Origin of the sequence: Stutzerimonas sp. Brlt_14, from assembly GCF_051948915.1 — a bacterium.
Lineage (GTDB): Bacteria > Pseudomonadota > Gammaproteobacteria > Pseudomonadales > Pseudomonadaceae > Stutzerimonas > Stutzerimonas stutzeri.
Genome location: NZ_JAYJLM010000001.1, coordinates 166,232 through 189,338, shown reverse-complemented (window position 1 = coordinate 189,338; position 23,107 = coordinate 166,232). Strand labels below are relative to the sequence as shown.

Sequence of the window (23,107 nt, the reverse complement as noted above, 5' to 3'; positions counted from 1 at the left end):
CCTACATGAAAAGCGTTGTGGTTATACCTGCCCGGTACAAATCTTCCCGCTTTCCGGGCAAACCGTTGGTGCCTTTGCTTGGTAAACCTATGGTTCTCTGGGTAGCGGAGGTGTCTGCTAGAGCGGTTGGTGCCGAGAATGTTTACGTTGCGACCGATGATGATCGAATAGCCGAGGTGGTACGCAACGCCGGCTTCAATGCGGTGATGACCAGCGAAGCAGCGCTAACGGGTACCGACCGATTGGCGGAAGCTGCCAAGCAAATCGAGGCGGACATCTACCTGAATGTGCAGGGAGATGAACCGCTCCTCGATTATCGCGACATCCTCAAGGTCCGCGATTTCAAGCAGCAGGCGATGCGTGCCGTGATCAACGGTTTCTCGTGGGTAGGCGAGTCTGAAGATCCCGAAAGCGTGAATATTCCGAAGGTGATCACCACTGAGTCGAATCGCCTTGTGTATATGTCACGCAAGGCGCTGCCTGGGTACAAGGAAGCAAAGAATGCCCCTGTGCGCTACAAAAAGCAGGTTTGTATTTATGCATTTACAGCCGACCAACTGGCGGCCTATGCGGGCTTCGGGCGGAAGAGTGCTCTGGAAGCATGCGAAGACATTGAAATACTCCGCTTCCTTGAGCTTGACATTCCCGTTGAGATGGTAGAGACCGCTGCAGGTAGCCTCGCCGTTGATGTTCCAGAGGACGTGGCTCCAGTGGACGCAGCCTTAGGTAGGTTGTATTCGTGAATCTATCTGCGTATCGATCCATCGTTTTTGATTGCGATGGCGTAATACTCGATTCCAATCGGGTTAAAACCGATGCGTTCTACAACGCTACGCTGCCCTATGGTGAAAAAGCGGCTGCGGCGATGGCGGATTATCATGTTCGCAACGGCGGAGTCTCACGTTATCGCAAGTTCGCCTATTTCCTGGAACACCTTGCGCCAGCCGGTGTGCCTGGGCCTGATCTGCAAGCGTTGCTGGCAGCTTATGCAACAGAGGTGAAAACGGGCTTGCTGGCCTGTGAGGTTGCCGAGGGTTTGGAGGCGTTTCGCAAACATACAGACGGCACACGTTGGATGGTCGCTTCGGGTGGTGACCAGGCCGAGCTTCAGGAGCTGTTCAAAGCGCGTGGGTTAATGGACTGGTTCGATGGCGGTATCTTTGGCAGTCCAGATACCAAGGAGCAGATCCTCGCTCGCGAGCTCGCGTCCGGCAACATTCGTCAGCCGGCGTTGTTTCTTGGCGATAGCAAATATGACTTCCAGGCTGCGACTCAAGCGGGGTTGGATTTTCTTTTTCTGTACGGCTGGTCCGAAGTAGTTGATTGGCAGGCATGGGTCATGGAAGAGGAAATAACTGCTCTGGAAAGCTTGGGAGTGTTAGTTGAGTAGCCCTTCACCCGCTCAGTACCTCATTCGCCTTCTCCAGGAGGAGGCAGCCCAGGCACAAGCAGAAGTACAGGCCATCCGTAACAGCTTGCGCTATCGTGCCGGTAGCTTGTTAGTGGAGGCGTTTCCGCCTTCGCGACGTTCCTTTTCTGTAGTGCGTGCCCTGTTACGCTTGTTTGTTGAGCAAGCCCGCCGCGGGCGGACGAAGGGAGTTGGGACTGCCACTGCCATGGTGCCTGAGGCTGCGTTGGCTGCCGATTTTCTGGTGCTTATTCCTTCTTTTGGTACAGCTGACCCATCACTTAACGGAGCCTGGGTGACAACTGATGCTGCCCTGTTGGCGGCTGTGATGGATGCCGTTCAGGTTCCAGGGACTGTATTGCTCCAGCAACTCGATCAGGTTGTGCTGAGAAGGCTTGGGCGCTGGCAGGCACTGGGTGGTCGGGTAAACTGGCAGCCGTTGCCAGGCGAGGTGTATTCCCCGGCCCTGCTTGGCTATCTGCAATCTCTGCTGGATAGCCCCATAGAGCCCTGCGCATGAAAATCCTGTACGGCTATCGTTATGGCATCGTTGGCGGTGTCTCGACCCAGTTGTTGCTGCGTCAGGCTGCGCTAAGGCAAGCGGGCGGGCAGTGTGATCTGTTCTTTTGTCAGGATAATGGTCTGCGGCAGGTACTTCCTGTAACGGCGGCAGGTCAGGTTTTTTTTGGTAGTGTGCGAGCCTTTCAACGGCAGGTTGCTCAGGGGCAGTACGATGCTGTTGTGGTCATAGATACGCCGGAGCTGCTTTCCGTGTCGTCAAAGCAGCTATTTCTGGACGTACACACCACCACGCAAGCAGGCTTGAGCTATCTGGATAGAGTCAATCTGTCTGGCCTAGCAGGGTTGATGGTGCCTTCCGCCTATTCGGCTGGCCTTCTCGCAAAGAAAACCGCTCGGTCGGTTACGGATATCCACATCCTCCCCAATACACTGAATACTGCCGTGTTCAACCTGGCCGTGAGCGCTTCGGCGCCGGCTTGTCCAGAGTTCATCTGGGTGGGCAAGCTTGATCAGCACAAGAACTGGCGTCTGGCGCTGGTCTATGCGCGCATGCTCAAGGATGCGCTGGGCAACATTCGCTTCCATATGGTTGGCGGCTATACGGCCCCGGCTACAGTGGGGGATGACTTCTTCAGCCTGCTGCACGATCTGGAGATACAGGACTCTGTAGTCTGGCTGGATCGTCTGGCCAATAATCAGCTTGCTACCCTGTTTCGGCGCTGTGCCAATTCGGGCGGGGCCATGTTGGTGACCTCCCGTGATGAGTCTTTTGGCATGGCTGCCGCCGAGGCCTTGCTGTGCGGTTGCCCTTTGATTGCCAATGATCTGCCAGTTTTCCGTGAGGTATTCCCTGAGGGACCCATGGTGCAGCGTGTGGATATCTGGCAGCCGGATCAGGTCATGCAGGCTATCCAGCAGTTGTCATCCGACAGTATTACCAATGCGGATAGGCAGACCATGTTCGAGGCCTTGCGCAGTCAGTATGGTGCCGAGGCCTTTGTTAATGCTTTAAACAGGATGATTGTTGTTGAGCAAGACTGAAACCGAGCACCAACTTGAGGCTGCTAAACACGAGTTGGAGGCGCTGCGTCTGGAGTTTCAGCGGATAGAGCAGAGCAGCAGCTACCTGCTTGGCCGTTTGCTGATCTCTTCGCTGCGCTCACCGCGCAAGTTGTTGCGGTTACCCGTTGACCTTGTTCGTCTGGGCAAAGAGTTGCGCTTGCGTAGTCGTCCACCTGCGCCCGGTTCACTAGTCTATTCCCGGCTCCGTCGGGCCTGGCTTGAACTGGCCCAACAGGCTAAAGCTGACTCGGCTCCGCTGATCTTTATGTTTTCCGGCACCACCTTCATTCAGGATACCCGGGGCAACCGCCCCATACGTCAGACTCAGGCATTACTGCGTCAGGGCGCACGGGTGTTGTTCAGCTATCACCGCTCGCGTTTTGATGATCCGCTGCCGAGCTGGACTGCGCAGGGGCTGGTGCAAATGCCCCAGGATGTAACTCTGCAGTTGCTGCAAGACATAGCCCGTGGAGAACTGGGCTCAGCTCTCAAGCTGTGCATCATTTCCTATCCTTACCCAGGCATGGACAGGCAGGTTGAGTTGTTCCGTCAGCATGGCTGGAAGGTGATCTACGATTGCCGCGATGACTGGGAAGAGTTTTCCAGAGTGGGCATGGCTCGCTGGTTTGATGCCGAGGTGGAAAGGTCCCTGGTGCGCCAATGCGAGATGACGATCTGCGTGTCGGCTCCACTGGTTCGCAAGATGAGCGGTTTTGCACCCCAAAAGCGGGTTGAGTTGGTGCCCAATGCGGTGGAAGTAGACTGCCTGCCGGAGGGGTATCAGCACACGCCAGCTGAGCCGTCGATCATTGGTTATTTCGGGCATCTTGCAGAGGCTTGGTTCGACTGGCAGGCGTTCACGCAAATCGCCCAGAATTGTCCGCAGTACCGCTTCGAAATTATCGGCCACTCGGCCCCTTCGGGGTTGCAGTTGTCCGATAACGTTCAGTTGCTCGGGCCCAAGCCGTGGCACGAATTGCACCGATATGCCTCACGTTGGCGCGTGGCGATCATTCCGTTTCGTATGGGGCCGCTGGCAGACGGCGTGGACCCGATCAAGATCTATGAGTACCTCTACTTCGGCTTGCCTGTGGTGTCCTTCCTGATGCCGCAGATAACGGAGTATCCCTATACCACTACGGTGGACTCGGTTGAGGCGTTCTGTGGCGCACTGGAGTCTGCCTGTTCAACAAAGGTCGATGGCCAGCTGATTGCTCAGTTCATCGCAGCTAATACTTGGGAAGTGCGGGCGCAACAGTTGCTTGGTCTGCTGGAGTCTGAAAATGCTGTCTGATCTTGCGTTGGGGTTGCGCTGGAATGCATCCCTGGGCGCCAAGTTTTTACGAGTAGTGCCATTCGCCACGTTGATCATTGTTCTGCTGACGCTGCTGTCACAGGTTGCCATGCTACTGGCATCGGTTCTGCCGTTGAAGGTGATCATCATGCTGGGGTCTGATGGCATACCCCGCTATTTTCCTGGCTTTCTTGCATCACTTGAGCGTGATGTGCTGATTGGTGTGTTGGCTGCCGGTACGGTTGGGTTTTTCCTTGTGCACCTCGTTGCCGAAAAGATGATCCGTGGCGTTACCGGCTATGCCACGAACAGGCTCTTGGCGAAAAGCCAAAAGATGGTGCTGTTCGAGAATCAGGAGGAGCTGGCTGCCAGTTCCTATCAGCGTTATTCCCGTGCACTGGCGGGCGGTGTTTTTATCGCTCTGGCGTTGCTCGGGATGGGCTGGTTCTATCCCGAAATGTCGCTGGTCATTCTTGGTTACTTCCTGTTTGTGTTGCAGCTGCTCTGGCTTGGGGCGCGCTATAGCGAGGGCATCCGCGAGCGGCTGGAGAACAGGCTTGGCCAGCTCATGAGCATGTGGGCCACGGTGGGCTTTTTTGTCGCCTTTGCTTATCTGGTCATTGATTTTGTATTTTTTACTCCGCCTGGGATGATTGTGGCGTTGGTGTCTTTTCTGCTGATTCGCCAGGCGATGCAGCGGGCGGCGGGCATGATTGCCGACCTGACATCCCTGTACCGGCAAAAGCCCAAGCTCAATGCTCTGTTTTTTCATGGGCAGGTGTTATTGCCCACGCCACCTGACTCGAAAAAAGGCCTCTGGCCCTTGCTCATGCCAGAAGCCAGGCAGGCCTGGGTTGCCGGAGTGTTGGATACGCTGGTCGATGGAGAGACAGACGAGCTTGAGTGCCAATGGCATCAATTGGGTAATCCTAGCCTGGTAGGGCTGCGGGTAAGGCGGGGGGAGCAACAGTTTCTGCTCAAGCTGTACGACTCCAAGCGTAGTTCACTGGCGTTGCACGAGGCGGGGCTGATGGCAGAGCAGCCCAGGTTTCTACCCGCAGCTCAGTGGCTGGGCACTGTGCCGGTGGAAAAGCTTCAATGCCTGGTGTATCGGCTGGAGTCAGGCAGTCAGCCTCAAATACGCCAGGTTAAGCGTTTTGCACAGCAGTTGCGTGGAGATCTCCTCGCTGCGAGGCCGTCGCTCGCTGCGATCCAACGTTATGTACGCTCCAAAGCTATGTTATGGCAGCGTCTGGGGACTGAGCAGTTGGAGCGTTTGCGGATTGCCGTAATTACAGCGGATCAACAGCATGATTTGGCGGCGCTGTTAGCCCGGTTGCCCATGCTGCACCAGCTATTGGAGGCGTTGCCACTGGCTGTTTTGAACCCTGAGATGGGGCAGGACGCGTTCTGGGTTTCCGATGCTGAAGGTGAGCAGAAAGGTAAAGCCATATTGCTCAATTGGGGGCGCTGGTCATTGGAGCCGGTAGGCGCAGGCTGGCCGGAAGCTGAGAAGCTGCTGAATAGCCTGGGGGATGCGCTGCGGGCAGGAGCGCTCAGACGCATGGAGCTTGAGGCTGTGAAGGTAGAGCAGGCGGAGCTTGCCGCCTTGGCCTTTGCTCTTGAGCGTGAGTGCAGCCGTCAACACTATAATCAGGCCCTGGATCTTATACCCCGTATCCTCGAACGCCTGGTTTCGCTGGAGAGTTCGGACTTATCGAGGAATATCAATGCCGAATGACCACATGCCAGCTCCCGATGCGCCGCGACTGCGCGTTAGCATGCTGGTGTGGAATACCTTTCTGAACGACGCCCGTGTACTGAATGAAGCCAGAACCCTTGCGCGCGCCGGTTATGAGGTACGGGTCCATGCTCTGGCATTGTTTGCTGTAACGCCTGCGCTCGAAACTCTGGAGCCTGGGCTGACTGTTCAGCGCTGCGGCGGTGGACAGGGGCGCAGGCAGCAGGGTGGTGGGGCGGGACGTTTCAAGGGACTGACTCTACTGCTGCTGTTGTGCGCCCGTGTGTTTACCATGCTGCAGATGGGCTGGGAGGTACTTTCTGCGCGTCCGCATTTGGTGCATGCACATGATGTGAACATGTTGCCGCTGGCTTGGCTGGCATCCCGGTTTGCGCGGGTGCCGCTGGTTTATGATGCTCACGAGATCAGTACCGGTCGTGAGGGCTACCAGTCCTACAGGGGGCTGATTGCCTGGCTGGAGAAACGCATCATGCGCCGCGCCGCTGGGACTATTACCACGACTGACGCCCGTGCCAAGTTTTTTGCTCGTGCCTATGGTATTGAGCGCCCTTTGGTGTTGCAGAACCGCCCACGACACCTGCAGCCAATTCGGTCAAATCGTTTGCACGAGGAATTGCAGCTGCCTCAGGCCTGGCCAGTTGTGATCTATCAAGGGGGACTGCAGCCAGGCAGGGGGCTGGCGCGGCTGGTTGAGGTGGTGGCCAGCGTACCGAATGCCTATTTTGTTTTCGTTGGCGGCGGTGTGCTGACGACTGAGCTGAAGTCGCTCACCCAGCGGCTGGATCTGACTGAGCGTGTGCGTTTCATCGATACCGTCCCTCTAGCGGAGTTGCCGTCTTGCACCGCCTCGGCGGATATCGGTGTGCAGCCCATCGAAAATACTTGTCTGAATCACTACACCACCGATTCGAACAAGCTGTTCGAATATGTGCAGGCCGGGTTGCCGGTGGTCGCTTCAGATCTGCCCGAGATTCGTCGGGTGGTCCGGGAGCATGATCTTGGTTTGCTTGTTCCGCCCGGCAACAGTGCTGCCTTGGCCGCTGCCTTGCGCGAGCTAGTTGCCGATAAGAGCAAGCGCCAGTATTACGCCGCTCAGTCACACAAGGCTTCGGCAATCCTCAGCTGGGAGAGCCAAGAGCACGAGTTGCTCGCATTGTACGTGAAAGTGTTGACAAATCCCGCTCCGGCTTGAACAGCACTTGTGGCCCGAGGAGCTTGGCTGCGAGCATTTCTATCGCCGGTCTGGTATTTTTGCTCACATGTTTGAAACGTCAGAAATCGATGCGCTAGATATGCAATTAAGTTGCTAGAATTCCGAACGCTATCAAGCGTGTTTTGAGAGTGCTGCAGCTTGTAATAAGTGTACTGAAGGGAAGAATAATATGTGCGTCACAATAGGAGATAAACCGTTGAAAAAAATATTGGTATCATGCGCAGTGGCTTTGCTTTTAGGATGTGATACGGGTAGCCCGGAGGGCAATGCGGCCACTGCACCTAAAGGTACACCAGTAACGGCGAATTACTTTTCAACGAGTGCTATTTATCTGCCCGATGGCGCTGGTATCCAGTTTAACGGAAAGATGCGGCGTTATGATCTGGTAGAGAATGAAAAGGGAACGTTTGATCGTTATACCTTCGAATTTGCCGAAGATATGATGGCCGTTGAAGGTGCGGTTTTCGCAACACTCGCCAAAAGTGGCTATCAACGCAAGGTTCGTCGCGAAAATGAAAAAACCTTTGTTGTAAATTATGTCAGGAAGGGTTTTGCGCCAGTCTCCATGACTTTCGAGCGAGTTTCGTCCGGCAAGGAAACGAAGGTTTTGACTCGGCTCAGAGTAGTCTGGAAAAACGCCTAATTACCTGATTGTGCACAGAGCCATAAGGCAATGTTTAGTTAAGTAGACTGGCTTATGGCTCACGAGCCGGCTTGAGATATCATCGCCCTTGGCCTTGGCGGCCTTGGCGGTGGTTCAGAAACAGCTCACTGATTTTGGCTCTCAGTGGCAACGGTCGGAATGAGACTGTCGCCTCCTGCCTCCTTACATAGATATATACACGTGCGGAATTACAGAACTTTGGCTGCTACTTTGAACTCTAACGCCGAAGCATAACTAGAGGTATGCGTAGGCAATGAGTTTTGCGGAGCAGTGGCTGCGAGGGCGAGGGGCACGAGCTGCTCGTTGTCCGAGAACGTGTGGTTAACCCGCTCCGGCTCGGCCGGCACTGTGTAATGCCAAAACGAATTCTGCTGCTGACATTCTTTTACCCGCCCGATCTTTCGGCGGGTTCTTTTCGTGCGCGGGCGCTGGTTGAGGCGCTACGCGAGCATGCTGGCGGGGCGGTGCAGATTGATGTGCTCACCACGCAGCCCAACCGTTACCACGAACATGCCAGCGAAACACTGGTTTTCGAGAGCGGAGACGGCGTGCGAGTTCGGCGCATCCACTTGCCCGCGCATCGCAGCGGTTTTCGGGACCAGGGGTTGGCTTTTGTGACTTTTGCCTATCAGGCAATGCGCCATGTCAGTGATGAACGTTATGACTTGGTTGTCGCTACCTCCTCGCGGTTGATGACCGCTGTACTTGGCGCCTGGATCGCCTATCGCCAGAGCGCCCGGTTGTACCTGGATATCCGCGATATCTTTGTCGAAAACCTCGGCGAGCTCTTCTCTGCTCCTGTTTCCAAAATATTGATGATGGGTTTTGGCGCTTTGGAGCGCTGGGTCGTTCGGCGTGCGGATAAAGTGAATCTGGTAACGGCGGGCTTTCTTGGGTATTTCCAACCGAAGTATCCGGAGCGGAGCTTTTCGCAGTACCCGAACGGCGTGGATGATGATTTCGTTGACTTTCCGTTGCGTCGCTACCGCAAGAATGCTGCGGAACGCCCGCTGCAAATTCTGTATGCCGGCAACGTAGGGGATGGACAAGGGCTGCACCGGATTATTCCCGAGCTGGCGCGAAGCTTGGGTGGCGAAGTGCATTTTCGCGTAGTAGGGGGCGGTAGTCGCTTGCAGATGTTACGCGAGGCTATAACGTCTGGTGGGCTGGGGAATGTCGAACTGGTGGAGCCGGTTGCCCGGGAGGAGTTGTTGGGCCTCTATCAGCAGGCGGATGTGCTTTTTCTGCATTTGAATGACTTCCAGGCGTTTCGCCGTGTGTTGCCATCGAAAGTATTCGAGTACGCGGCCACCGGCAAGCCTATATGGGCCGGCGCTGCAGGCTACGCCGCCGAGTTCATTAATTCCGAAATTGCCAACGCTGCAGTATTTGTACCCTGCGATAGTTTGGGAGCGACGGAGGCGTTGCGACGGCTGAAGCTGGAGCAAACGCCGCGCCCGGAATTTGTTGCACGTTATGCGCGCAGCCGAATCATGCGCGTCATGGCTGCTGATGTGCTTCAACTCGTTGGTGCCAACTGATGCAGGTGCTGGTAACGGGGGCGAGTGGCTTTGTTGGCAAGGCGTTGGCACGGCGGGTAGCGAGCGAGCCTGGGTGTTCGGTCATTGCCGCCGTGAGAGTGCTCGAGCGTGGCGGAGTAGCTGCCGGAGGCTCGCATGGTGCGGCGGTGCGGTGGGTTGAGTTGGGCGATCTGGCCGGTGCTGAGCTTAACCCCGATTTGTTTGCTGGCGTAGACGTGGTCGTCCACTGCGCGGCTCGGGTTCATGTGATGCATGAAATAGATGCCGATCCGCTGGCGGCGTTCCGCGCTGTTAACGTGCATGGCACGTTAAAGTTGGCTCAGGCAGCCGCTCAGGCAGGGGTCAAGCGCTTCGTTTTTCTCAGCTCAGTAAAGGTGCATGGTGAGAGCACGGAATGCGGCAAGCCGTTTACGGCCGATGCTCCGCTGTGCCCGGCCGATCCCTATTCCATATCCAAGATGGAAGCCGAAGTAGCACTGACGGCGCTTGCAGCGGAGACCGGGTTGGAAGTAGTCATCGTCCGACCACCTTTGGTTTACGGTCCGGGCGTTAAAGCGAACTTCCATAGCATGATGGTATGGCTAGCCCGAGGAACTCCTCTTCCGCTTGGTGCCATAAGCAATCGTCGTAGTCTGGTGGCGGTGGATAATCTTGTCGATTTGCTAACGGTTTGCCTGGATCATCCGCGTGCGGTTGGGCAGGCGTTTCTCGTCAGCGATGGCGAAGACCTCTCCACTACGCAGTTGCTACGCCGTCTGGGTGTGGCGCTTGAAAAGCCTGCGCGGTTGATCCCGGTTCCACCTGTGTTGCTGTCCGGCGCAGGCGCTTTGCTTGGCAAGCGGGTCGTGATTGGGCGCATATGCGGGTCTTTGCAGGTTGATATCGACAAAACCAGGTCTCTGCTAGGGTGGAGTCCACCGGTGACCGTCGACAGGGCTCTCGCTATGACGGCTGCCGCTTTCAATGAGCGCCGTTGAAACCGAGGCGTGCGTTGAAAAAGGCCGTTGCTTGTATGACGCAGATGACTTGCAGCTCCGCTGACCCGGCAGAGCTGCCGAATAGGAGTTGGTGATGGGGGCGCTGTTTTGGCTATTGCCGCTGGTTTTCTGCGCGTCATGTACGTTGACCTGGGTACTCCGACGCTACGCGTTGCATAAAAAGCTGCTTCTTGATGTACCCAACCTCCGTAGCTCCCACACAGTGCCGACTCCACGCGGGGGCGGGGCTGCGATTGTGCTCAGCTTACTCGTGATATTACCTGTCATAACCTGGTTAGGGTTGGTTCCGCCCGAGGTGGCGTGGTCCATAGGCGGTGGGGGCCTGGTCGTTGCTGCGATGGGCTTCTTGGATGATCATGGTGATATTCCGGCCCGTTGGCGCCTGTGCGGGCATTTCCTAGCTGCCGCCTGGGTTCTGTTCTGGATCGACGGACTCCCTTCGTTGAGTTTTTTTGGAATATCACTTCAGCTTGGTTGGCTTGGACATGGATTCGCTGCGATCTGGCTGGTGTGGCAGCTCAATCTTTACAACTTCATGGATGGCATCGATGGGTTGGCCAGCGTAGAAGCGCTGACCGTCTGCGTTGGGGCGGCGGTGATTTATGCCTTGTTGGGATTTTCGGCTCACTCGCTTGTCCCTGTCTTGCTGACCGCAGCGGTTGCAGGGTTTCTCGTCTGGAATTTTCCACCGGCGAGCATCTTTATGGGTGATACAGGAAGCGGTTTTCTAGGCCTGGTCATAGGCGCGCTCGCGATTCAAGCGGCTTGGTTATCGCCCAAGTTGCTGTGGTGCTGGTGTATTTTGCTTGGCGTTTTCATCGTAGATGCAACCTGGACGCTGTTCCACCGTCTACTGCGCGGCGTAAAAGTCTACGAGGCTCACCGCAGTCATGGCTACCAAGTTGCGGCACGCCGTCTGGGTGCTCATCTACCAGTGACTTTGGGTGTGTTTGCCATCAACGTGCTGTGGTTGTTGCCTATCGCGTTGGTGGTTGCGTTTGAATGGTTAGATGGGTTTGGCGGGTTGATTCTTGCCTATGCTCCATTGGTTTGGATTGCCGCGCGGCTGAATGCGGGTGGGGCAGAAAAAGCAGAGGTTGGCGCGTGATATCCCTAAGCTAGCTATGCCGGGATGTGAAGGCTCACGTTGCGTTGGGTCACGTACTATAAAAGGGTGCCGCTGTGTTGAGATTGGCTGAGAGTTGGCGTCGACGCGTTGTTCGGCTCCCTCGACGAATAAAACGTCTTATCCAGGTATCGGCTGATGTCATGCTGGTCTGGATAGCGCTGTGGCTCGCTTTTGTAGTTCGCTTGGGCGATGCCAAAACCGTTGAGCCACTTGGCGCACATGCCTGGTTATTCGCAGTTGCCCCAATTATTGCAGTGCCACTGTTTATTCGGATCGGCATGTATCGAGCTGTAATGCGCTATTTTGGTAATGACGCGCTCATCGCAATTGCCAAAGCAGTGACGCTATCGGCCCTGATGCTGTCGCTCGTCGTTTACTGGTATCAGGACGCTCCGAAGGTTATTCCGCGGTCGTTGGTCATCAACTATTGGTGGCTGAGCTTGCTAATGATCGGCGGATTGCGTTTGGTCATGCGGCAATACTTCATGGGACATTGGTTCGCCGCGGGCCAGTTATGGAATTTCAAGCGACCCGATGCGGGCCTAACTCGAGTCGCCATTTACGGGGCCGGGGCGGCGGGTAATCAGTTGGTAGCCGCGCTACGTATGGGCCGAGCTATGAGGCCGGTTGCCTTCATCGACGATGATCCCAATATCGCAAACCGGACGATTTCTGGGCTGCGAGTCTACAAGCCCAAGCATATTCAGCAGCTCATAAACGAGACGGCAGCACAACAGATCTTGCTGGCAATTCCGTCGGCGTCACGTGCACGACGTCGTGAGGTATTGGAGGAGCTGGAGCATTTTCCACTGCATGTTCGTACAGTGCCGGGTTTCATGGATTTGGCCAGCGGACGAGTGAAGGTGGAGGATTTGCAGGAGGTCGATATTGCCGACCTGCTCGGACGCGATCCTGTCCCTCCGCGACAGGAGTTACTCGACCGCTGTTTGCGAGACCAAGTGGTAATGGTGACCGGAGCCGGCGGCTCTATAGGTAGCGAGCTATGCCGGCAAATCCTTGGCAGCAAACCCCGCACCCTGCTGCTGTTCGAACACTGTGAACTCAATCTTTATCTCGTCCATGGCGAGCTTGAAAGCAGGGTGGAGCGGGAGTCGTTGCCGGTGCGACTGGTGCCGATACTCGGATCCATTCGAAACCCGGATCGCTTGCTCGAAATCATGCGCACCTGGAAGGTCAACTCGGTCTATCACGCTGCTGCCTACAAACATGTGCCAATCGTCGAGCACAACATCGCAGAGGGTCTGCTCAATAACGTGCTCGGGACGCTGCATACAGCACAGGCGGCTATCCGGGTGGGTGCGGCTAACTTCGTACTGATCTCTACTGACAAGGCCGTGCGTCCCACCAACGTAATGGGCAGCACGAAGCGCGTCGCGGAAATGATGTTACAAGCTTTGAGCAGAGAGACTGCCCCTGTGCTGTTCGGAGCCGAACAGGGAGTTCATCACGTTAATAAGACCCGGTTCACCATGGTGCGCTTCGGCAATGTGCTGGGCTCATCGGGTTCGGTGATTCCGCGATTCTATGATCAGATCCGCAGTGGCGGGCCAGTGACGGTGACGCATCCGAAGATCACCCGTTACTTCATGACCATCCCCGAAGCGGCTCAGCTGGTGATCCAGGCAGGGTCGATGGGGCAGGGGGGGGACGTGTTTGTGCTCGACATGGGGCAGCCGGTTAAGATCGCTGAGCTGGCCGAGAAACTCATTCATCTGTCTGGCCTGAGCGTGCGCTCGGAAAAGTGCCCGCACGGGGATATCGCTATCGAATACACCGGTCTGCGCCCCGGCGAGAAGCTGTACGAGGAGCTATTGATCGGCGATAAAGTGAGCCCCACCGAGCATCCGATGATCATGCGCGCCGATGAGGAATATCTCGACTGGGATGTACTCAAGGACCGGTTGGCAAAACTGCTCAAGGCGGTGGAAACCGATGATTACCCCCAGGTGCGGCAACTGCTTCGCGAGGTGGTGAGCGGGTATGTACCGGAGGGAGAAATCGTCGACTGGATCTACCAGCAGCGGAGGGTGGAGCCGGAGTAGTAAGTAAAGCTACGTCAGGGTGACCTGGTCTTCTGGCAGCTTCCGAACTGCCCAGCTGGTTGGGAAGGCGCGATTTTAAATGTGCTCTGCAACAGCCTCCACCGTGAGAGTACCTCCCTTCCCAAGGGGCTTCAGCCCCCCACCATTAGCGGCCTTGATTGCCTCTCAGTTGGGCAAATACTCGTCGCCATTCAGCCGGCTGGTGCTTAATATCAGTGCCGTGCACCCTCATCCGGCATGCTCAGCAGCTGCTTTTCACGGTTCCAGTCGAACGGTTCGTCGTTCTGCTCGGCTTCGTAGCGGCGCTCTTCGAGTTGCTGGAAGACGGCGATCTCGTCATCCGGCATGAAGTGCAGGCAGTCGCCGCCGAAGTACCACAGCAAATCGCGCGGAACCAGGTGGGCGATCTGTGGGTAGCGGTGGAAGACCTGGCAGATCAGATCCTGACCCATGTGGCGCTCTTCCGGTACGTTTTGCAGATTCATGATCAGCTCGTCGAAGCGCTCGAGGAACAGCGCGTGGCTTTCTTCCGAGACCTGTTCGGCTTCGCCCATGGCAAGCAGGATGCCGCGCAGATGGGCCAGCAGAGCCAGGTTGTGATCGTGGTATGGATTGGCCATGGTGCACCTGTGTCGATTTCTGAGGGCGCGATTATAGGCGTGCGCGCCGGTGAATTGGGGCTGTCTGGTTGACCGGCTGTGGCGCCGAGGGTTCGGTCGCAAGGCGCTGGCACGAGCCCCTACCAGGGCCGGCCGGCGCTCGCCAGGTATGTGTGGCAAGGACAATCAGCCGGCCGGGTGCTCTGCCGGGATGGCGATCAGGCTGAGCAGGTAATCATCGAAGATCGTGAACTGGCCGTCGACTTCTGCGCCGTTGCGCCAGCCTTCCGATAGATCAATTAACAGGCGCAGGCGAGCGATACCGTCTGCGCTAACGTCCAGCACTTCGGCGTCCTGAAAATAGAAGCGTTGTTTGACTAGCGGGTACAGCGCTTTAAACAGGCTCTCCTTGAGCGAGAAGGTGCGGGTGACCAGTCGTGCGCGCTCGTTGTCGTTCAGACATGAGTAAAGCTCCAGCTCGCCGCTGGTGAGAATCTCACCGGCCAGGCGGTCGGCCCGTTCGCATGTGAGCAGGCGCTCGACGTCCAGGCCCAGGCCGCACCATTGTTCCTGGCGCGCCACCACTACGCCGGCCCAGCCTGCACCGTGGGTGATGGAGCCGACCGTACCGGCCGGCCATTGCGGCGCCCGGTCCTCTCCGACCGTGGGCACGTAAGCCGAGCCAGTCAGGCGATGCAGTGCTTCGCGGGCGCACAGACGGCCGGCGAGAAACTCGGTCTGCCGTTTGCTCACGCCTTTGGGTTCGGGAATGTTCCAGCGCAGGAAATCGTCGCGTTCGAGCAACGTCGGGTCGAAACGCGTACTCAGCAGCTGTACGCCGGGCAGTGGCCGGGGCAGCGGCCAGTGGTCGAGTGGTGGCGTGCAGCAGCGCGGGATCGGGGGGAGGTCGTTCATGGTCGCCATTGTGCCGTAATCCCTTGTGAAAACGCTCGTGGGCGTGAGGCGACGAGCGCCGACCTGGATCAATGGAGATCGATCTAGCTCTGCTTCTGGCTCGCTATTTTCGCGGTCTGCCTGCTAGGGTTGAGTGCATCACCCGGGACGGAGCCAGTAATGTTCGAATCAGCCGAAATCGGTCACGCCATCGACAAGGAAACCTACGACGCCGCGGTGCCAGAGCTGCGTGAGGCGTTGCTGCAAGCGCAGTATCGGCTCAAGGCGCAGGCGCGTTTTCCGGTGCTCATCCTGATCAACGGCATCGAGGGGGCGGGCAAGGGCGAGACCATCAAGCTGCTGAACGAATGGATGGACCCGCGGCTGATTCGGGTCGACAGCTTCGATGTGCCGAGCGACGAAGAGCTGGCCCGCCCTCCGGCCTGGCGTTTCTGGCGGCGGATGCCACCGAAGGGACATACCGGCATCTTCTTCGGCAACTGGTACAGCAAGATGCTCGAGGACCGGGTGCATGGCCGTATCGACAGCGCCGAGCTCAAACTCGCCGTCGCACGGGCGCAACGTCTGGAGCGGATGCTGTGCGACGAAGGCACGCTGATCTTCAAGTTCTGGCTGCACCTGTCCAAGGATCGAATGAACGCCAGACTCGATTCGCTGAAGAACGATCCGTTGCACAGCTGGCGCATCAGCCCGCTGGACTGGCAGCAGTCCAAGACCTACGACAAGTTCGTGCGCCACGGGGAGAAGATCTTGCGTTTGAGCAGCCGGGATTTCGCTCCCTGGTACGTGATCGAGGGGGCCGATGAGCGTTACCGCAGCCTGACCGTGGGGCGGGTGATTCTTGAGGGGCTCCAAGCGGCGCTGGAGGTCGCGGAGCAACCCACTGCGCCGATGTCCCAGCCGCATTCGGCGCCGCTTCAGGTCGATCTGGATCATCTGAGCCTGCTCGACAGCCTCGACCTGTCACAGAAACTGAGCAAGGACGATTACCAGCAGCAACTGGTGGCGGAGCAGGCGCGCCTGTCGCAACTGCTGCGCGACCGCCGCTTGCGCAAACGCGGGGTGCTCGCACTGTTCGAAGGACACGATGCGGCGGGCAAGGGCAGTGCGATCCGGCGCGTCACCGGGGCGCTGGATCCACGGCTTTACCGCACCGTGCAGATCGCCGCGCCCACCGATGAAGAGCTGGCGCAGCCCTGGCTCTGGCGCTTCTGGCGCAACGTCCCGGAGCGCGGCAAGTTCACCATTTTCGACCGCTCCTGGTACGGGCGTGTGCTGGTCGAGCGGGTCGAAGGCTTCTGCACGCCGGACGAGTGGTTGCGTGCCTATTCGGAAATCAACGATTTCGAGGAACAGCTGGTGGATGGGGATGTGGTGCTGGTGAAGTTCTGGTTGAGCATCGACAAGAAGACCCAGCTCAAGCGCTTCAAGGAGCGGGAAGAGACCGCCTTCAAGCGCTTCAAGATCACCGATGAAGACTGGCGCAACCGCGAGCGCTGGGATGAGTACGGCCACGCTGTGGCGGACATGGTCGACCGCACCAGTACCGAGATCGCGCCCTGGACGCTGGTGGAGGCGAACGACAAGCGCTTCGCCAGGGTGAAGGTACTGCGGACGTTGAACGAGGCGCTGGAGGCGGCGATCGAGAAGGGGCGTTGACCGCAACCCTGTGACCGCGGAGCTGCCGGTGGGTTGTTCGCGGTCCGCTCCCACACCTGGCCTGTTCCTGTCGTTCGTGTCGTTTCTGTGGGCAAGGGTGATTCCGCTGCCCTGTTAAGCGTTAGGAACGATCCCTGATCCGGCGCACCACGTCTCTGTGGAAGCGGACTTGCCCGCGAATCAGCGAGGCCGCTGGTCAGGCGCTATGCGCTCACCTACGGCATTGCTGGCAAGCCTGCGCAAATAGGGTGCCGGCCAGCGAGGCGATGGCCGTGCATATGCTTGCTGAATGGTCGTCGCCATGCTCGCGACGCCGGAACTATGCTCGGATCACCGTCCCACCCTGCGGTCGTGGAACAATCCGTGCGCGCTGCGCCGCCATAACATTCCCGCGACCGCGCCTAGTTTCCGAGGTATGTCATGCGTGAAGTAGTGATCGTCGATAGCGTGCGGACCGGCCTGGCCAAGTCCTTCCGCGGCAAGTTCAACATGACCCGTCCCGACGACATGGCAGCGCATTGCGTCGATGCGCTGCTGTCGCGCAACGATCTCGATCCGGCGCTGGTCGAGGATTGCATCGTCGGGGCCGGTTCCAACGAGGGCGCGCAGGGCTACAACATCGGCCGCAACGTCGCCGTGTTGTCGCGCCTGGGCATCGCCTGTTCCGGCATGACGCTGAACCGCTACTGTTCGTCCGGCCTGCAGGCCATCGCCGTCGCGGCCAACCAGATCGCCTCGGGCTGCAGTGACGTCATCGTCGCCGGCGGGGTGGAGTCCATCACCCTGACGCTCAAGAGCCGCAACACCGATCACCTGTTCAACCCGATCATCCAGGAACGCGTGCCAGGTATCTACCACACCATGGGCCAGACCGCCGAACTCGTGGCGCGGCGCTACAACGTCACCCGCGAGCAGCAGGACCTCTACTCACTGCAGAGCCAGCAGCGCACCGCGCGTGCCCAGGCCGAAGGGCTGTTCAGCGACGAAATCGTGCCGATGAACGTGCAGTATTTCACCGAGGACAAGAACACCGGCGAGCGCACCCTGCATCAGGGTGTGGTCGACCGTGACGACTGCAACCGTCCGGACACTACCCTGGAAAGCCTCGCCGGACTCAAGCCGGCTTTCGCCGAGGACGGTTCGGTGACCGCCGGCAACGCGTCGCAGCTGTCCGACGGCGCCTCGATGACGCTGGTGATGAGCCTGGACAAGGCCATCGAGCTCGGCCTCAAGCCGCGTGCGTTCTTCCGTGGCTTCACCGTGGCCGGTTGTGAGCCGGAAGAGATGGGCATCGGTCCCGTCTACGCCGTACCGCGCCTGCTCAAGGCAAAAGGGCTGCAGATTGCCGATATCGACCTGTGGGAGCTCAACGAGGCCTTCGCCTCGCAGTGCCTGTACTGCCGCGACACCCTGGGTATCGATAACGAGAAGTACAACGTCAACGGCGGCTCGATCTCCATCGGCCACCCGTTCGGCATGACCGGCTCGCGTACTGCCGGTCATATCGTGCGCGAACTGCAGCGCCGCAATCTGCGTTACGGCGTGGTGACCATGTGCGTGGGCGGCGGCATGGGCGCGGCCGGGTTGTTCGAAGCGGTGCGCTGACGCCCTCGAAGCTGCTCACAGAAACGGGCCTGCTACCAAGCTGTAGCAGGCCCGTTTTTTTTTGCCTGGCTGCGTTCTGCGGGGTACTAGCCGGGCCGCTTCTGACCGATGCTGCGTGGAGCGCCGTCGCCGACGGCGGTTCGGTTCCGCTGTAGGCATTGCACGCACGGCGCAATGGCAGGTGCCAACATACGAAAAAGCCGCAGAGCATCGGTGATGACTCTGCGGCTTTTCTACCCGATCCTGCGATCAGGCCATGGCGCGCTTAGCGAGACAGGTTGTACTCGGCAGCGGCACCGGTGCCCACGATGCTGGCGGACGGCAGCAGCTGGCTGATGAAGCGGTTCCAGCGGGTGATGTTGGCCGGACCCACGAACACCACATCCTGCGGCTGCAGCGGGAAGTGCTTGGCCAGAGCGAAGGCGGTCGGCGACTTGGCGTTCAGCTGGAACACCTTGGCCTGACCTTCGGCCATGTTTTCCGCACCGCGGATCACGTACAGCGCCTCGCCATCGGCAGTTTCCTGGCGAATGCCGCCGGCGGTGCCGACCGCGTCCATCAGGTTCATGCTGGTGGCCTTGAAGGTCATGGCTTGCGGCGACATTACCTCACCCAGCACGTAGACCTTGCGCTGGTCGTTGTACGGAAGGTGCAGCTGGTCGCCGTCCTTCAGGTAGACCTGGTGCAGCCAGGAATCCGGGCGGTTGAGGGAGTCGACGTCCAGCATGTACTCGCGGCCATCACGCTTGAGGGTCAGACCGGTGAGGTCGGCGGTATCGGTATCGACGCCAGCCTGGCCGATGGCCTGGGTGATGGTCATCGGGGCGGTGGTGATCGGTACTTCGCCGGCAGTATTGAACGCACCGGAGACGACCACGCGCTGGCTACCGAAGCGCAGGATGGAAACGTCCACCTGCGGACTGTCGATGTAGTTGGTCAGACGGCGGGCGATGGTGGCACGCAGCTCTTCGATGGTCTTGCCGGCCGCTTCGACGTTGCCGATGTACGGGTAGAACAGCGTGCCGTCAGGGCGAACCAGGCGTCCGTTGGCATCCAGCTGCTGCTGCGGGCCGGACGGCGCGGTCAGTTCAGGGTGATCCCAGACGGTGATGTAGAGCAGGTCGTTGGCACCGATGCGGTAGGCGCTCGGCTTGTAGCTGAGCAGTTCCTGCTTGCTCGAGGTGCCTTTGTCGGACGCGATCTCACCCCGGAGCATTTCCGGCGTGATACGGACCAGCTGCACCGTGCCGTGTTCGGCTTCGGCGCCTTCCTTGAACTCGTCGGGGTCAAGATACTGGCCGGGGGCGAAAGCACAGCCCTGCAGTGTCAGAGCGGAAGTAAAAGCGAGTGCAATGAATGGTTTCATGGTTTGTTCATCCTTGACGGAGTGGTTGTTGTTCAAAGAGTGAGACGGCTTGATTCACTTTTTTGCCTGAGGCGTTTGAATTGTTCTTTCGCCTTTTCAAGAGGGCCGGAGTCATCACTCCACACTCCTCAGCGACCAAATCGGATCGGTAGCCAAAGTTTCTCTCCTTCCTGAATGTTCATCTCCAGCGGCTTTTATATTCAGCTACGCGGAAGCGTTTAATTCCCTCCTGGTTGTAAAACGGCAGCGGTCGGCTTGGCAGGTTTAATCCCTTACTTGTTTATGCGTGGCTGCTGCATTACGGCCGAGGCGGGACGGCGCTCAATGTTTAGTTCGATGTTGAAATGCCATCCTGTCACGCTCACACAGAAGGGATAGACCGTCTCGATCTGGCTGGGTTCACCGCGGTTCCGTGCAATTCCAGCCATTTTTTCGATGAATGCGTCAGCTGTCCTGTTTTGCTGGCTTGGCTTTGTCCATGCGGTAGTTCTTCTCCCGCCAAAATGCCGGAACAATGAACAGCGCATCATGGACATAGCGTTTGACCAGGCGTTTTGGCTCGGAGAGCATGCGATGCAGCCATTCCAGTTTGCAGTTCTGCATCCATACCGGAGCACGCTTAATACTGCCGGTGGCGAATGAAATCGACGCGCCGATACAAAAGCCCATTCCGGTCCGCTCGTGACTTTCGATCGAACTGGCCAATATTTCCTGGCGCGGTGCACCCACCGCGTAGAACACCAGTTCCGAGGGGTGTTCACGAACGAACTGCAATGCCTTTTGCACTTCATCCGGTCGATTGATGAAGCCCATCGGCGGATTGTGGTGGTAGACCGTGATGCCTGGATAAAGCGCGCGCAACTTGCTGCATTCCTGTTCGGTAGCGCCGATCAGCACGATGCGCAGATGCTCGCGATTGGCCCAGTCGAGCAGGTCCATGGTCAGGTCGCTGCCGGGAATGACTTCCTCGATCTGCACGCCGAGACGCTGCAGCAGCGGCTGCAGGATCCGGCTGTCGCACAGGCGCAGCCGGGCCTTGGCGTATGCCTCGCGCAGGGCAGGGTTGTCCTGCAGCTGCGCGAGGTGATCGACGTTGGGTGTCACGACGAACGAGTAGGGCTGCTTGACCCCCTCGCGAATGCAGTTCAGCAGCGACGCCTTGCTGCCGGTGTAGAAATGCACACCGAACGCGTGGTTAGTCTCGTTAGACACTCATCGTTACTCCCTTGAAGGCGCCCTTGATGCCGGACCAGGCAAGGCTGGGGTGGTTGAACTCCTTGATGACGGTGATCGCCGACAGGAAACAGGCCGAAGCCAGCGCAAACCCCTGGCCGTAGAAGCGCTTGTTGAAACGGGTGGCCGCACGGTTGCGGTAGTAGTGGTAGAAGGCCGAACGGCCGCCCGAGCTGAGCGAGCCGTAGTGGAACAGGCGGCTTTCGGGCACGACGCGGATCGACACGCCTTTCTTCTTCGCCTGGAACTGCCAGTCGACTTCTTCGGAATACATGAAGTACGCCTCGTCCATCATGCCGATGCGGTCGATCAGCTTGGCCGAGAACGCCAGGCTGCAGCCCATCAGGTAATCCGGTTGCTCGCTGGTCTGGGCCATGGCTTCGAGGGTCTGGTCCTTGCCCAGCAGCTTCGCCTTGCCCAGCAGCGGGTACAGCTTGCCGCCGCCATAGCACTCCAGGCGGCCGGTATCGGCGCTGAGGATCACCGAGCCGACGAACTGGCGATCGTTCTGCGCGAGGGCGTCGAGCAGCGGGGTGAGGGCGTCGCTGTCGACGTAGGTGTCGTTGTTGACGATCCAGAAGTTGGTCACCGGCAGGTTGTCCAGTGCCCAGCGCAGCCCGTAGTTGTTGCCACCGGCGTAGCCGTTGTTCTCCGGGTTGGCGAGCACGGTGACGTTGTGCCGCGGCTGGGCTTCCAGCCACTGGTTGAACGCCACGACGGAGCCGTCCTGGGAATCGTTGTCGATGACCACCACATGGTTGAGAGCCGGGCAATGAGCGAGCAGGCTCTCAACGCAACTGATGGTTTCAGTAGCTGCCTTGTAGTTGAGGATAAGCGCGACGTTCATGGATAGGTTCCTGGCTGCGGAGGTAACGGGCCCGTAGGGCATGAATGACGAACAACATGGCGATGACCGGCTGGCCGTATTCGAACAGGCCGTTGAGCGGCCAGATGACGAAGAGGGCCAGCATGGTCGCGTAGATGAAGCTCATGTCGCTGGCGATGTTCTTGGCGATGCGGTGATAGACGAACAGCGTCATAGGGACGATCAGGAAGGTCAGGAAGCCGAAGCGGAACAGCGTGCCGATGATGCCGACGTCGGAGAGGAAGAAGTGTTCGCCGAAATAGGGGATGAAGCCGTCCTGCCACATCAGCGAGAGCGAACCGCTGGGTAGCCAGTTGACCTGCTTCAAGTGGTCGAAGATCAGGGCGATGGTGACCGAACGGGCGCCGTCTTCCACGCCTTCCAGGGTGCTGTCGTAGAACTCGACGTTGAGTCCGAGAATTTCCAGCAGGCTCGGATAGAAGTAGAACGGCGACAGCAGAATCGACAGCGAGGCGGCCCAGATGATGGCCTTGGCGCGCAGGCAGAACAGGGTGAAGGCCAGGCACAGCACGATCAGCTGGCGCGTCTGGGTAGCGAACACCAGGGTCAGCAGCAGCACCGCGGCAATCACCAGATAGAAGGTCTTGCTGCGCGCCGCACCGCTGATCGGCGACGCCCCCTTCGACCAGATCTGGATGCAGTAGAAGTACGCCAGGCAGATCAGGAAGGGGCCGATGGAGGATCGGTCCGGGCGGTCATCGGAGCGCACTTCCGGGCGCATGTCCGGAATCACGCCGAACTTGAAGCACCAGGAGAAGAACGCGGCAATCAGCGCGGCATAGAGGAATGCCCGCTCGAACTGCAGGGTGCTGACGCGCTTGCCGAGGAACAGCAGCGGCGCGAAGCCCAGAGCCGCCAGTACCCGGCGTTCCTCGATCAGCCCGAAGACGATCGGCTGTCCGTACGTGTAGTAGGCGAAGATCGCCGGCAGCACCAGAAACACCACGGTGGTGTAGGCGCAGTAGTACATGATGATGCGAAACTCACGCGGAGCGTTTTCCGCCGAAGCCAGCAGCAGCAGAATGGTGAAGATGATGCAGATGGCGAGGTACAGCTCGTTCAGACCCTTGATGCCGTAAGGGTTGTGCGGGCTGTCCCCGAACACGGCGAAGTGCAGCACGATCGCCATGATCAGCAACGGAAAAAAGAAGAAGCGTGAACTGAAATTCGTCATCAACCTGAGTCCTT

Annotated in this window: 20 protein-coding genes; 14 read left to right on the top strand and 6 right to left on the bottom strand. The window is 58.4% G+C overall.

Translation table 11 applies throughout. The features are described from left to right. Positions 1-5: 5 nt before the first annotated feature. The 12 genes from VF716_RS00885 to VF716_RS00830 all read left to right on the top strand — a co-directional run bounded on the left by VF716_RS00885 (position 6) and on the right by VF716_RS00830 (position 13,656). Complete coding sequence (locus tag VF716_RS00885) at positions 6-743, top strand: 3-deoxy-manno-octulosonate cytidylyltransferase (RefSeq protein WP_343427215.1); 738 nt, start codon at positions 6-8, stop codon at positions 741-743. Continuing rightward, on the top strand, positions 740-1,390 hold the full coding sequence (locus tag VF716_RS00880) for an HAD family hydrolase (protein WP_440551330.1): 651 nt from the start codon (positions 740-742) through the stop codon (positions 1,388-1,390). The genes VF716_RS00885 and VF716_RS00880 overlap by 4 nt, the downstream gene beginning before the upstream one ends. Beyond that, complete coding sequence (locus tag VF716_RS00875; RefSeq protein ID WP_440551327.1) at positions 1,383-1,928, top strand: hypothetical protein; 546 nt, start codon at positions 1,383-1,385, stop codon at positions 1,926-1,928. Before VF716_RS00880 ends, VF716_RS00875 begins: the two co-directional genes overlap by 8 nt. Then, positions 1,925-2,971, top strand: coding sequence for a glycosyltransferase family 4 protein (locus tag VF716_RS00870; protein ID WP_440551324.1), 1,047 nt, complete (start codon positions 1,925-1,927; stop codon positions 2,969-2,971). The genes VF716_RS00875 and VF716_RS00870 overlap by 4 nt, the downstream gene beginning before the upstream one ends. Then, positions 2,958-4,286 (top strand): glycosyltransferase, encoded by a 1,329-nt coding sequence (locus VF716_RS00865; RefSeq protein ID WP_440551321.1) that lies wholly within the window; start codon positions 2,958-2,960, stop codon positions 4,284-4,286. The genes VF716_RS00870 and VF716_RS00865 overlap by 14 nt, the downstream gene beginning before the upstream one ends. Continuing rightward, complete coding sequence (locus tag VF716_RS00860; protein ID WP_049325797.1) at positions 4,276-6,027, top strand: hypothetical protein; 1,752 nt, start codon at positions 4,276-4,278, stop codon at positions 6,025-6,027. Before VF716_RS00865 ends, VF716_RS00860 begins: the two co-directional genes overlap by 11 nt. Beyond that, positions 6,017-7,240, top strand: a complete 1,224-nt coding sequence (locus VF716_RS00855) for a glycosyltransferase (RefSeq protein ID WP_440551318.1) — start codon at positions 6,017-6,019, stop codon at positions 7,238-7,240. Before VF716_RS00860 ends, VF716_RS00855 begins: the two co-directional genes overlap by 11 nt. A gap of 217 nt (positions 7,241-7,457) precedes the next feature. Then, on the top strand, positions 7,458-7,904 hold the full coding sequence (locus VF716_RS00850) for a hypothetical protein (protein WP_181066979.1): 447 nt from the start codon (positions 7,458-7,460) through the stop codon (positions 7,902-7,904). 374 nt (positions 7,905-8,278) lie between these two features. Next, entirely contained in the window at positions 8,279-9,466 is a 1,188-nt protein-coding gene (locus tag VF716_RS00845; RefSeq protein ID WP_440551314.1) for a glycosyltransferase family 4 protein, read from the top strand. Next, positions 9,466-10,443, top strand: a complete 978-nt coding sequence (locus tag VF716_RS00840) for a UDP-glucose 4-epimerase family protein (protein WP_049325799.1) — start codon at positions 9,466-9,468, stop codon at positions 10,441-10,443. The genes VF716_RS00845 and VF716_RS00840 overlap by 1 nt, the downstream gene beginning before the upstream one ends. A 94-nt stretch (positions 10,444-10,537) precedes the next feature. Then, the gene (locus VF716_RS00835) at positions 10,538-11,572 is read left to right on the top strand and encodes a glycosyltransferase family 4 protein (RefSeq protein WP_368852458.1); all 1,035 of its coding nucleotides are present in this window, start codon (positions 10,538-10,540) and stop codon (positions 11,570-11,572) included. Between the two features lie 161 nt (positions 11,573-11,733). Next, entirely contained in the window at positions 11,734-13,656 is a 1,923-nt protein-coding gene (locus VF716_RS00830) for a polysaccharide biosynthesis protein (RefSeq protein WP_440551310.1), read from the top strand. A gap of 212 nt (positions 13,657-13,868) precedes the next feature. On the opposite strand, the gene VF716_RS00825 is transcribed toward VF716_RS00830, so the two are convergent. Then, a complete protein-coding gene (locus VF716_RS00825) occupies positions 13,869-14,276 on the bottom strand; it encodes a PA2817 family protein (protein ID WP_014820800.1) in 408 nt (135 codons plus the stop codon). Positions 14,277-14,441: 165 nt separating this feature from the next. Further along, positions 14,442-15,170 carry a 4'-phosphopantetheinyl transferase family protein gene (locus tag VF716_RS00820; RefSeq protein ID WP_348834809.1) on the bottom strand — a complete coding sequence of 243 codons (729 nt, stop codon included), beginning with the start codon at positions 15,168-15,170 and terminating at the stop codon, positions 14,442-14,444. A 159-nt stretch (positions 15,171-15,329) separates the two neighbouring features. Between VF716_RS00820 and pap the strand changes: the two genes are divergently transcribed. Further along, positions 15,330-16,829, top strand: coding sequence for a polyphosphate:AMP phosphotransferase (gene pap / locus VF716_RS00815; protein ID WP_440551306.1), 1,500 nt, complete (start codon positions 15,330-15,332; stop codon positions 16,827-16,829). 420 nt (positions 16,830-17,249) lie between these two features. Continuing rightward, on the top strand, positions 17,250-18,434 hold the full coding sequence (locus VF716_RS00810) for a thiolase family protein (RefSeq protein WP_011913616.1): 1,185 nt from the start codon (positions 17,250-17,252) through the stop codon (positions 18,432-18,434). A gap of 265 nt (positions 18,435-18,699) precedes the next feature. Here VF716_RS00810 and VF716_RS00805 read toward each other — a convergent pair whose 3' ends face one another. The 4 genes from VF716_RS00805 to VF716_RS00790 all read right to left on the bottom strand — a co-directional run bounded on the left by VF716_RS00805 (position 18,700) and on the right by VF716_RS00790 (position 23,093). Beyond that, positions 18,700-19,800 carry a polysaccharide biosynthesis/export family protein gene (locus VF716_RS00805; RefSeq protein ID WP_014597018.1) on the bottom strand — a complete coding sequence of 367 codons (1,101 nt, stop codon included), beginning with the start codon at positions 19,798-19,800 and terminating at the stop codon, positions 18,700-18,702. Positions 19,801-20,244: 444 nt separating this feature from the next. Further along, the gene (locus tag VF716_RS00800) at positions 20,245-21,012 is read right to left on the bottom strand and encodes a WecB/TagA/CpsF family glycosyltransferase (protein ID WP_013983100.1); all 768 of its coding nucleotides are present in this window, start codon (positions 21,010-21,012) and stop codon (positions 20,245-20,247) included. Beyond that, on the bottom strand, positions 21,005-21,880 hold the full coding sequence (locus VF716_RS00795; protein ID WP_013983099.1) for a glycosyltransferase family 2 protein: 876 nt from the start codon (positions 21,878-21,880) through the stop codon (positions 21,005-21,007). Before VF716_RS00795 ends, VF716_RS00800 begins: the two co-directional genes overlap by 8 nt. Next, on the bottom strand, positions 21,840-23,093 hold the full coding sequence (locus tag VF716_RS00790) for a hypothetical protein (RefSeq protein WP_011913612.1): 1,254 nt from the start codon (positions 23,091-23,093) through the stop codon (positions 21,840-21,842). Before VF716_RS00790 ends, VF716_RS00795 begins: the two co-directional genes overlap by 41 nt. Between the last annotated feature and the right edge of the window lie 14 nt (positions 23,094-23,107).

What these genes read in the sequence shown, in the direction of transcription:
- VF716_RS00885 (WP_343427215.1), top strand. Translation starts at nt 6, where the DNA reads ATGAAAAGCGTTGTGGTTATACCTGCCCGGTACAAATCTTCCCGCTTT.
- VF716_RS00870 (WP_440551324.1), top strand. Translation starts at nt 1,925, where the DNA reads ATGAAAATCCTGTACGGCTATCGTTATGGCATCGTTGGCGGTGTCTCG.
- VF716_RS00860 (WP_049325797.1), top strand. Translation starts at nt 4,276, where the DNA reads ATGCTGTCTGATCTTGCGTTGGGGTTGCGCTGGAATGCATCCCTGGGC.
- VF716_RS00855 (WP_440551318.1), top strand. Translation starts at nt 6,017, where the DNA reads ATGCCGAATGACCACATGCCAGCTCCCGATGCGCCGCGACTGCGCGTT.
- VF716_RS00845 (WP_440551314.1), top strand. Translation starts at nt 8,279, where the DNA reads ATGCCAAAACGAATTCTGCTGCTGACATTCTTTTACCCGCCCGATCTT.
- VF716_RS00840 (WP_049325799.1), top strand. Translation starts at nt 9,466, where the DNA reads ATGCAGGTGCTGGTAACGGGGGCGAGTGGCTTTGTTGGCAAGGCGTTG.
- VF716_RS00835 (WP_368852458.1), top strand. Translation starts at nt 10,538, where the DNA reads ATGGGGGCGCTGTTTTGGCTATTGCCGCTGGTTTTCTGCGCGTCATGT.
- VF716_RS00830 (WP_440551310.1), top strand. Translation starts at nt 11,734, where the DNA reads ATGCTGGTCTGGATAGCGCTGTGGCTCGCTTTTGTAGTTCGCTTGGGC.
- VF716_RS00825 (WP_014820800.1), bottom strand. Translation starts at nt 14,276, where the DNA reads ATGGCCAATCCATACCACGATCACAACCTGGCTCTGCTGGCCCATCTG.
- VF716_RS00820 (WP_348834809.1), bottom strand. Translation starts at nt 15,170, where the DNA reads ATGAACGACCTCCCCCCGATCCCGCGCTGCTGCACGCCACCACTCGAC.
- pap (WP_440551306.1), top strand. Translation starts at nt 15,330, where the DNA reads ATGTTCGAATCAGCCGAAATCGGTCACGCCATCGACAAGGAAACCTAC.
- VF716_RS00810 (WP_011913616.1), top strand. Translation starts at nt 17,250, where the DNA reads ATGCGTGAAGTAGTGATCGTCGATAGCGTGCGGACCGGCCTGGCCAAG.
- VF716_RS00805 (WP_014597018.1), bottom strand. Translation starts at nt 19,800, where the DNA reads ATGAAACCATTCATTGCACTCGCTTTTACTTCCGCTCTGACACTGCAG.
- VF716_RS00795 (WP_013983099.1), bottom strand. Translation starts at nt 21,880, where the DNA reads ATGAACGTCGCGCTTATCCTCAACTACAAGGCAGCTACTGAAACCATC.
- VF716_RS00790 (WP_011913612.1), bottom strand. Translation starts at nt 23,093, where the DNA reads ATGACGAATTTCAGTTCACGCTTCTTCTTTTTTCCGTTGCTGATCATG.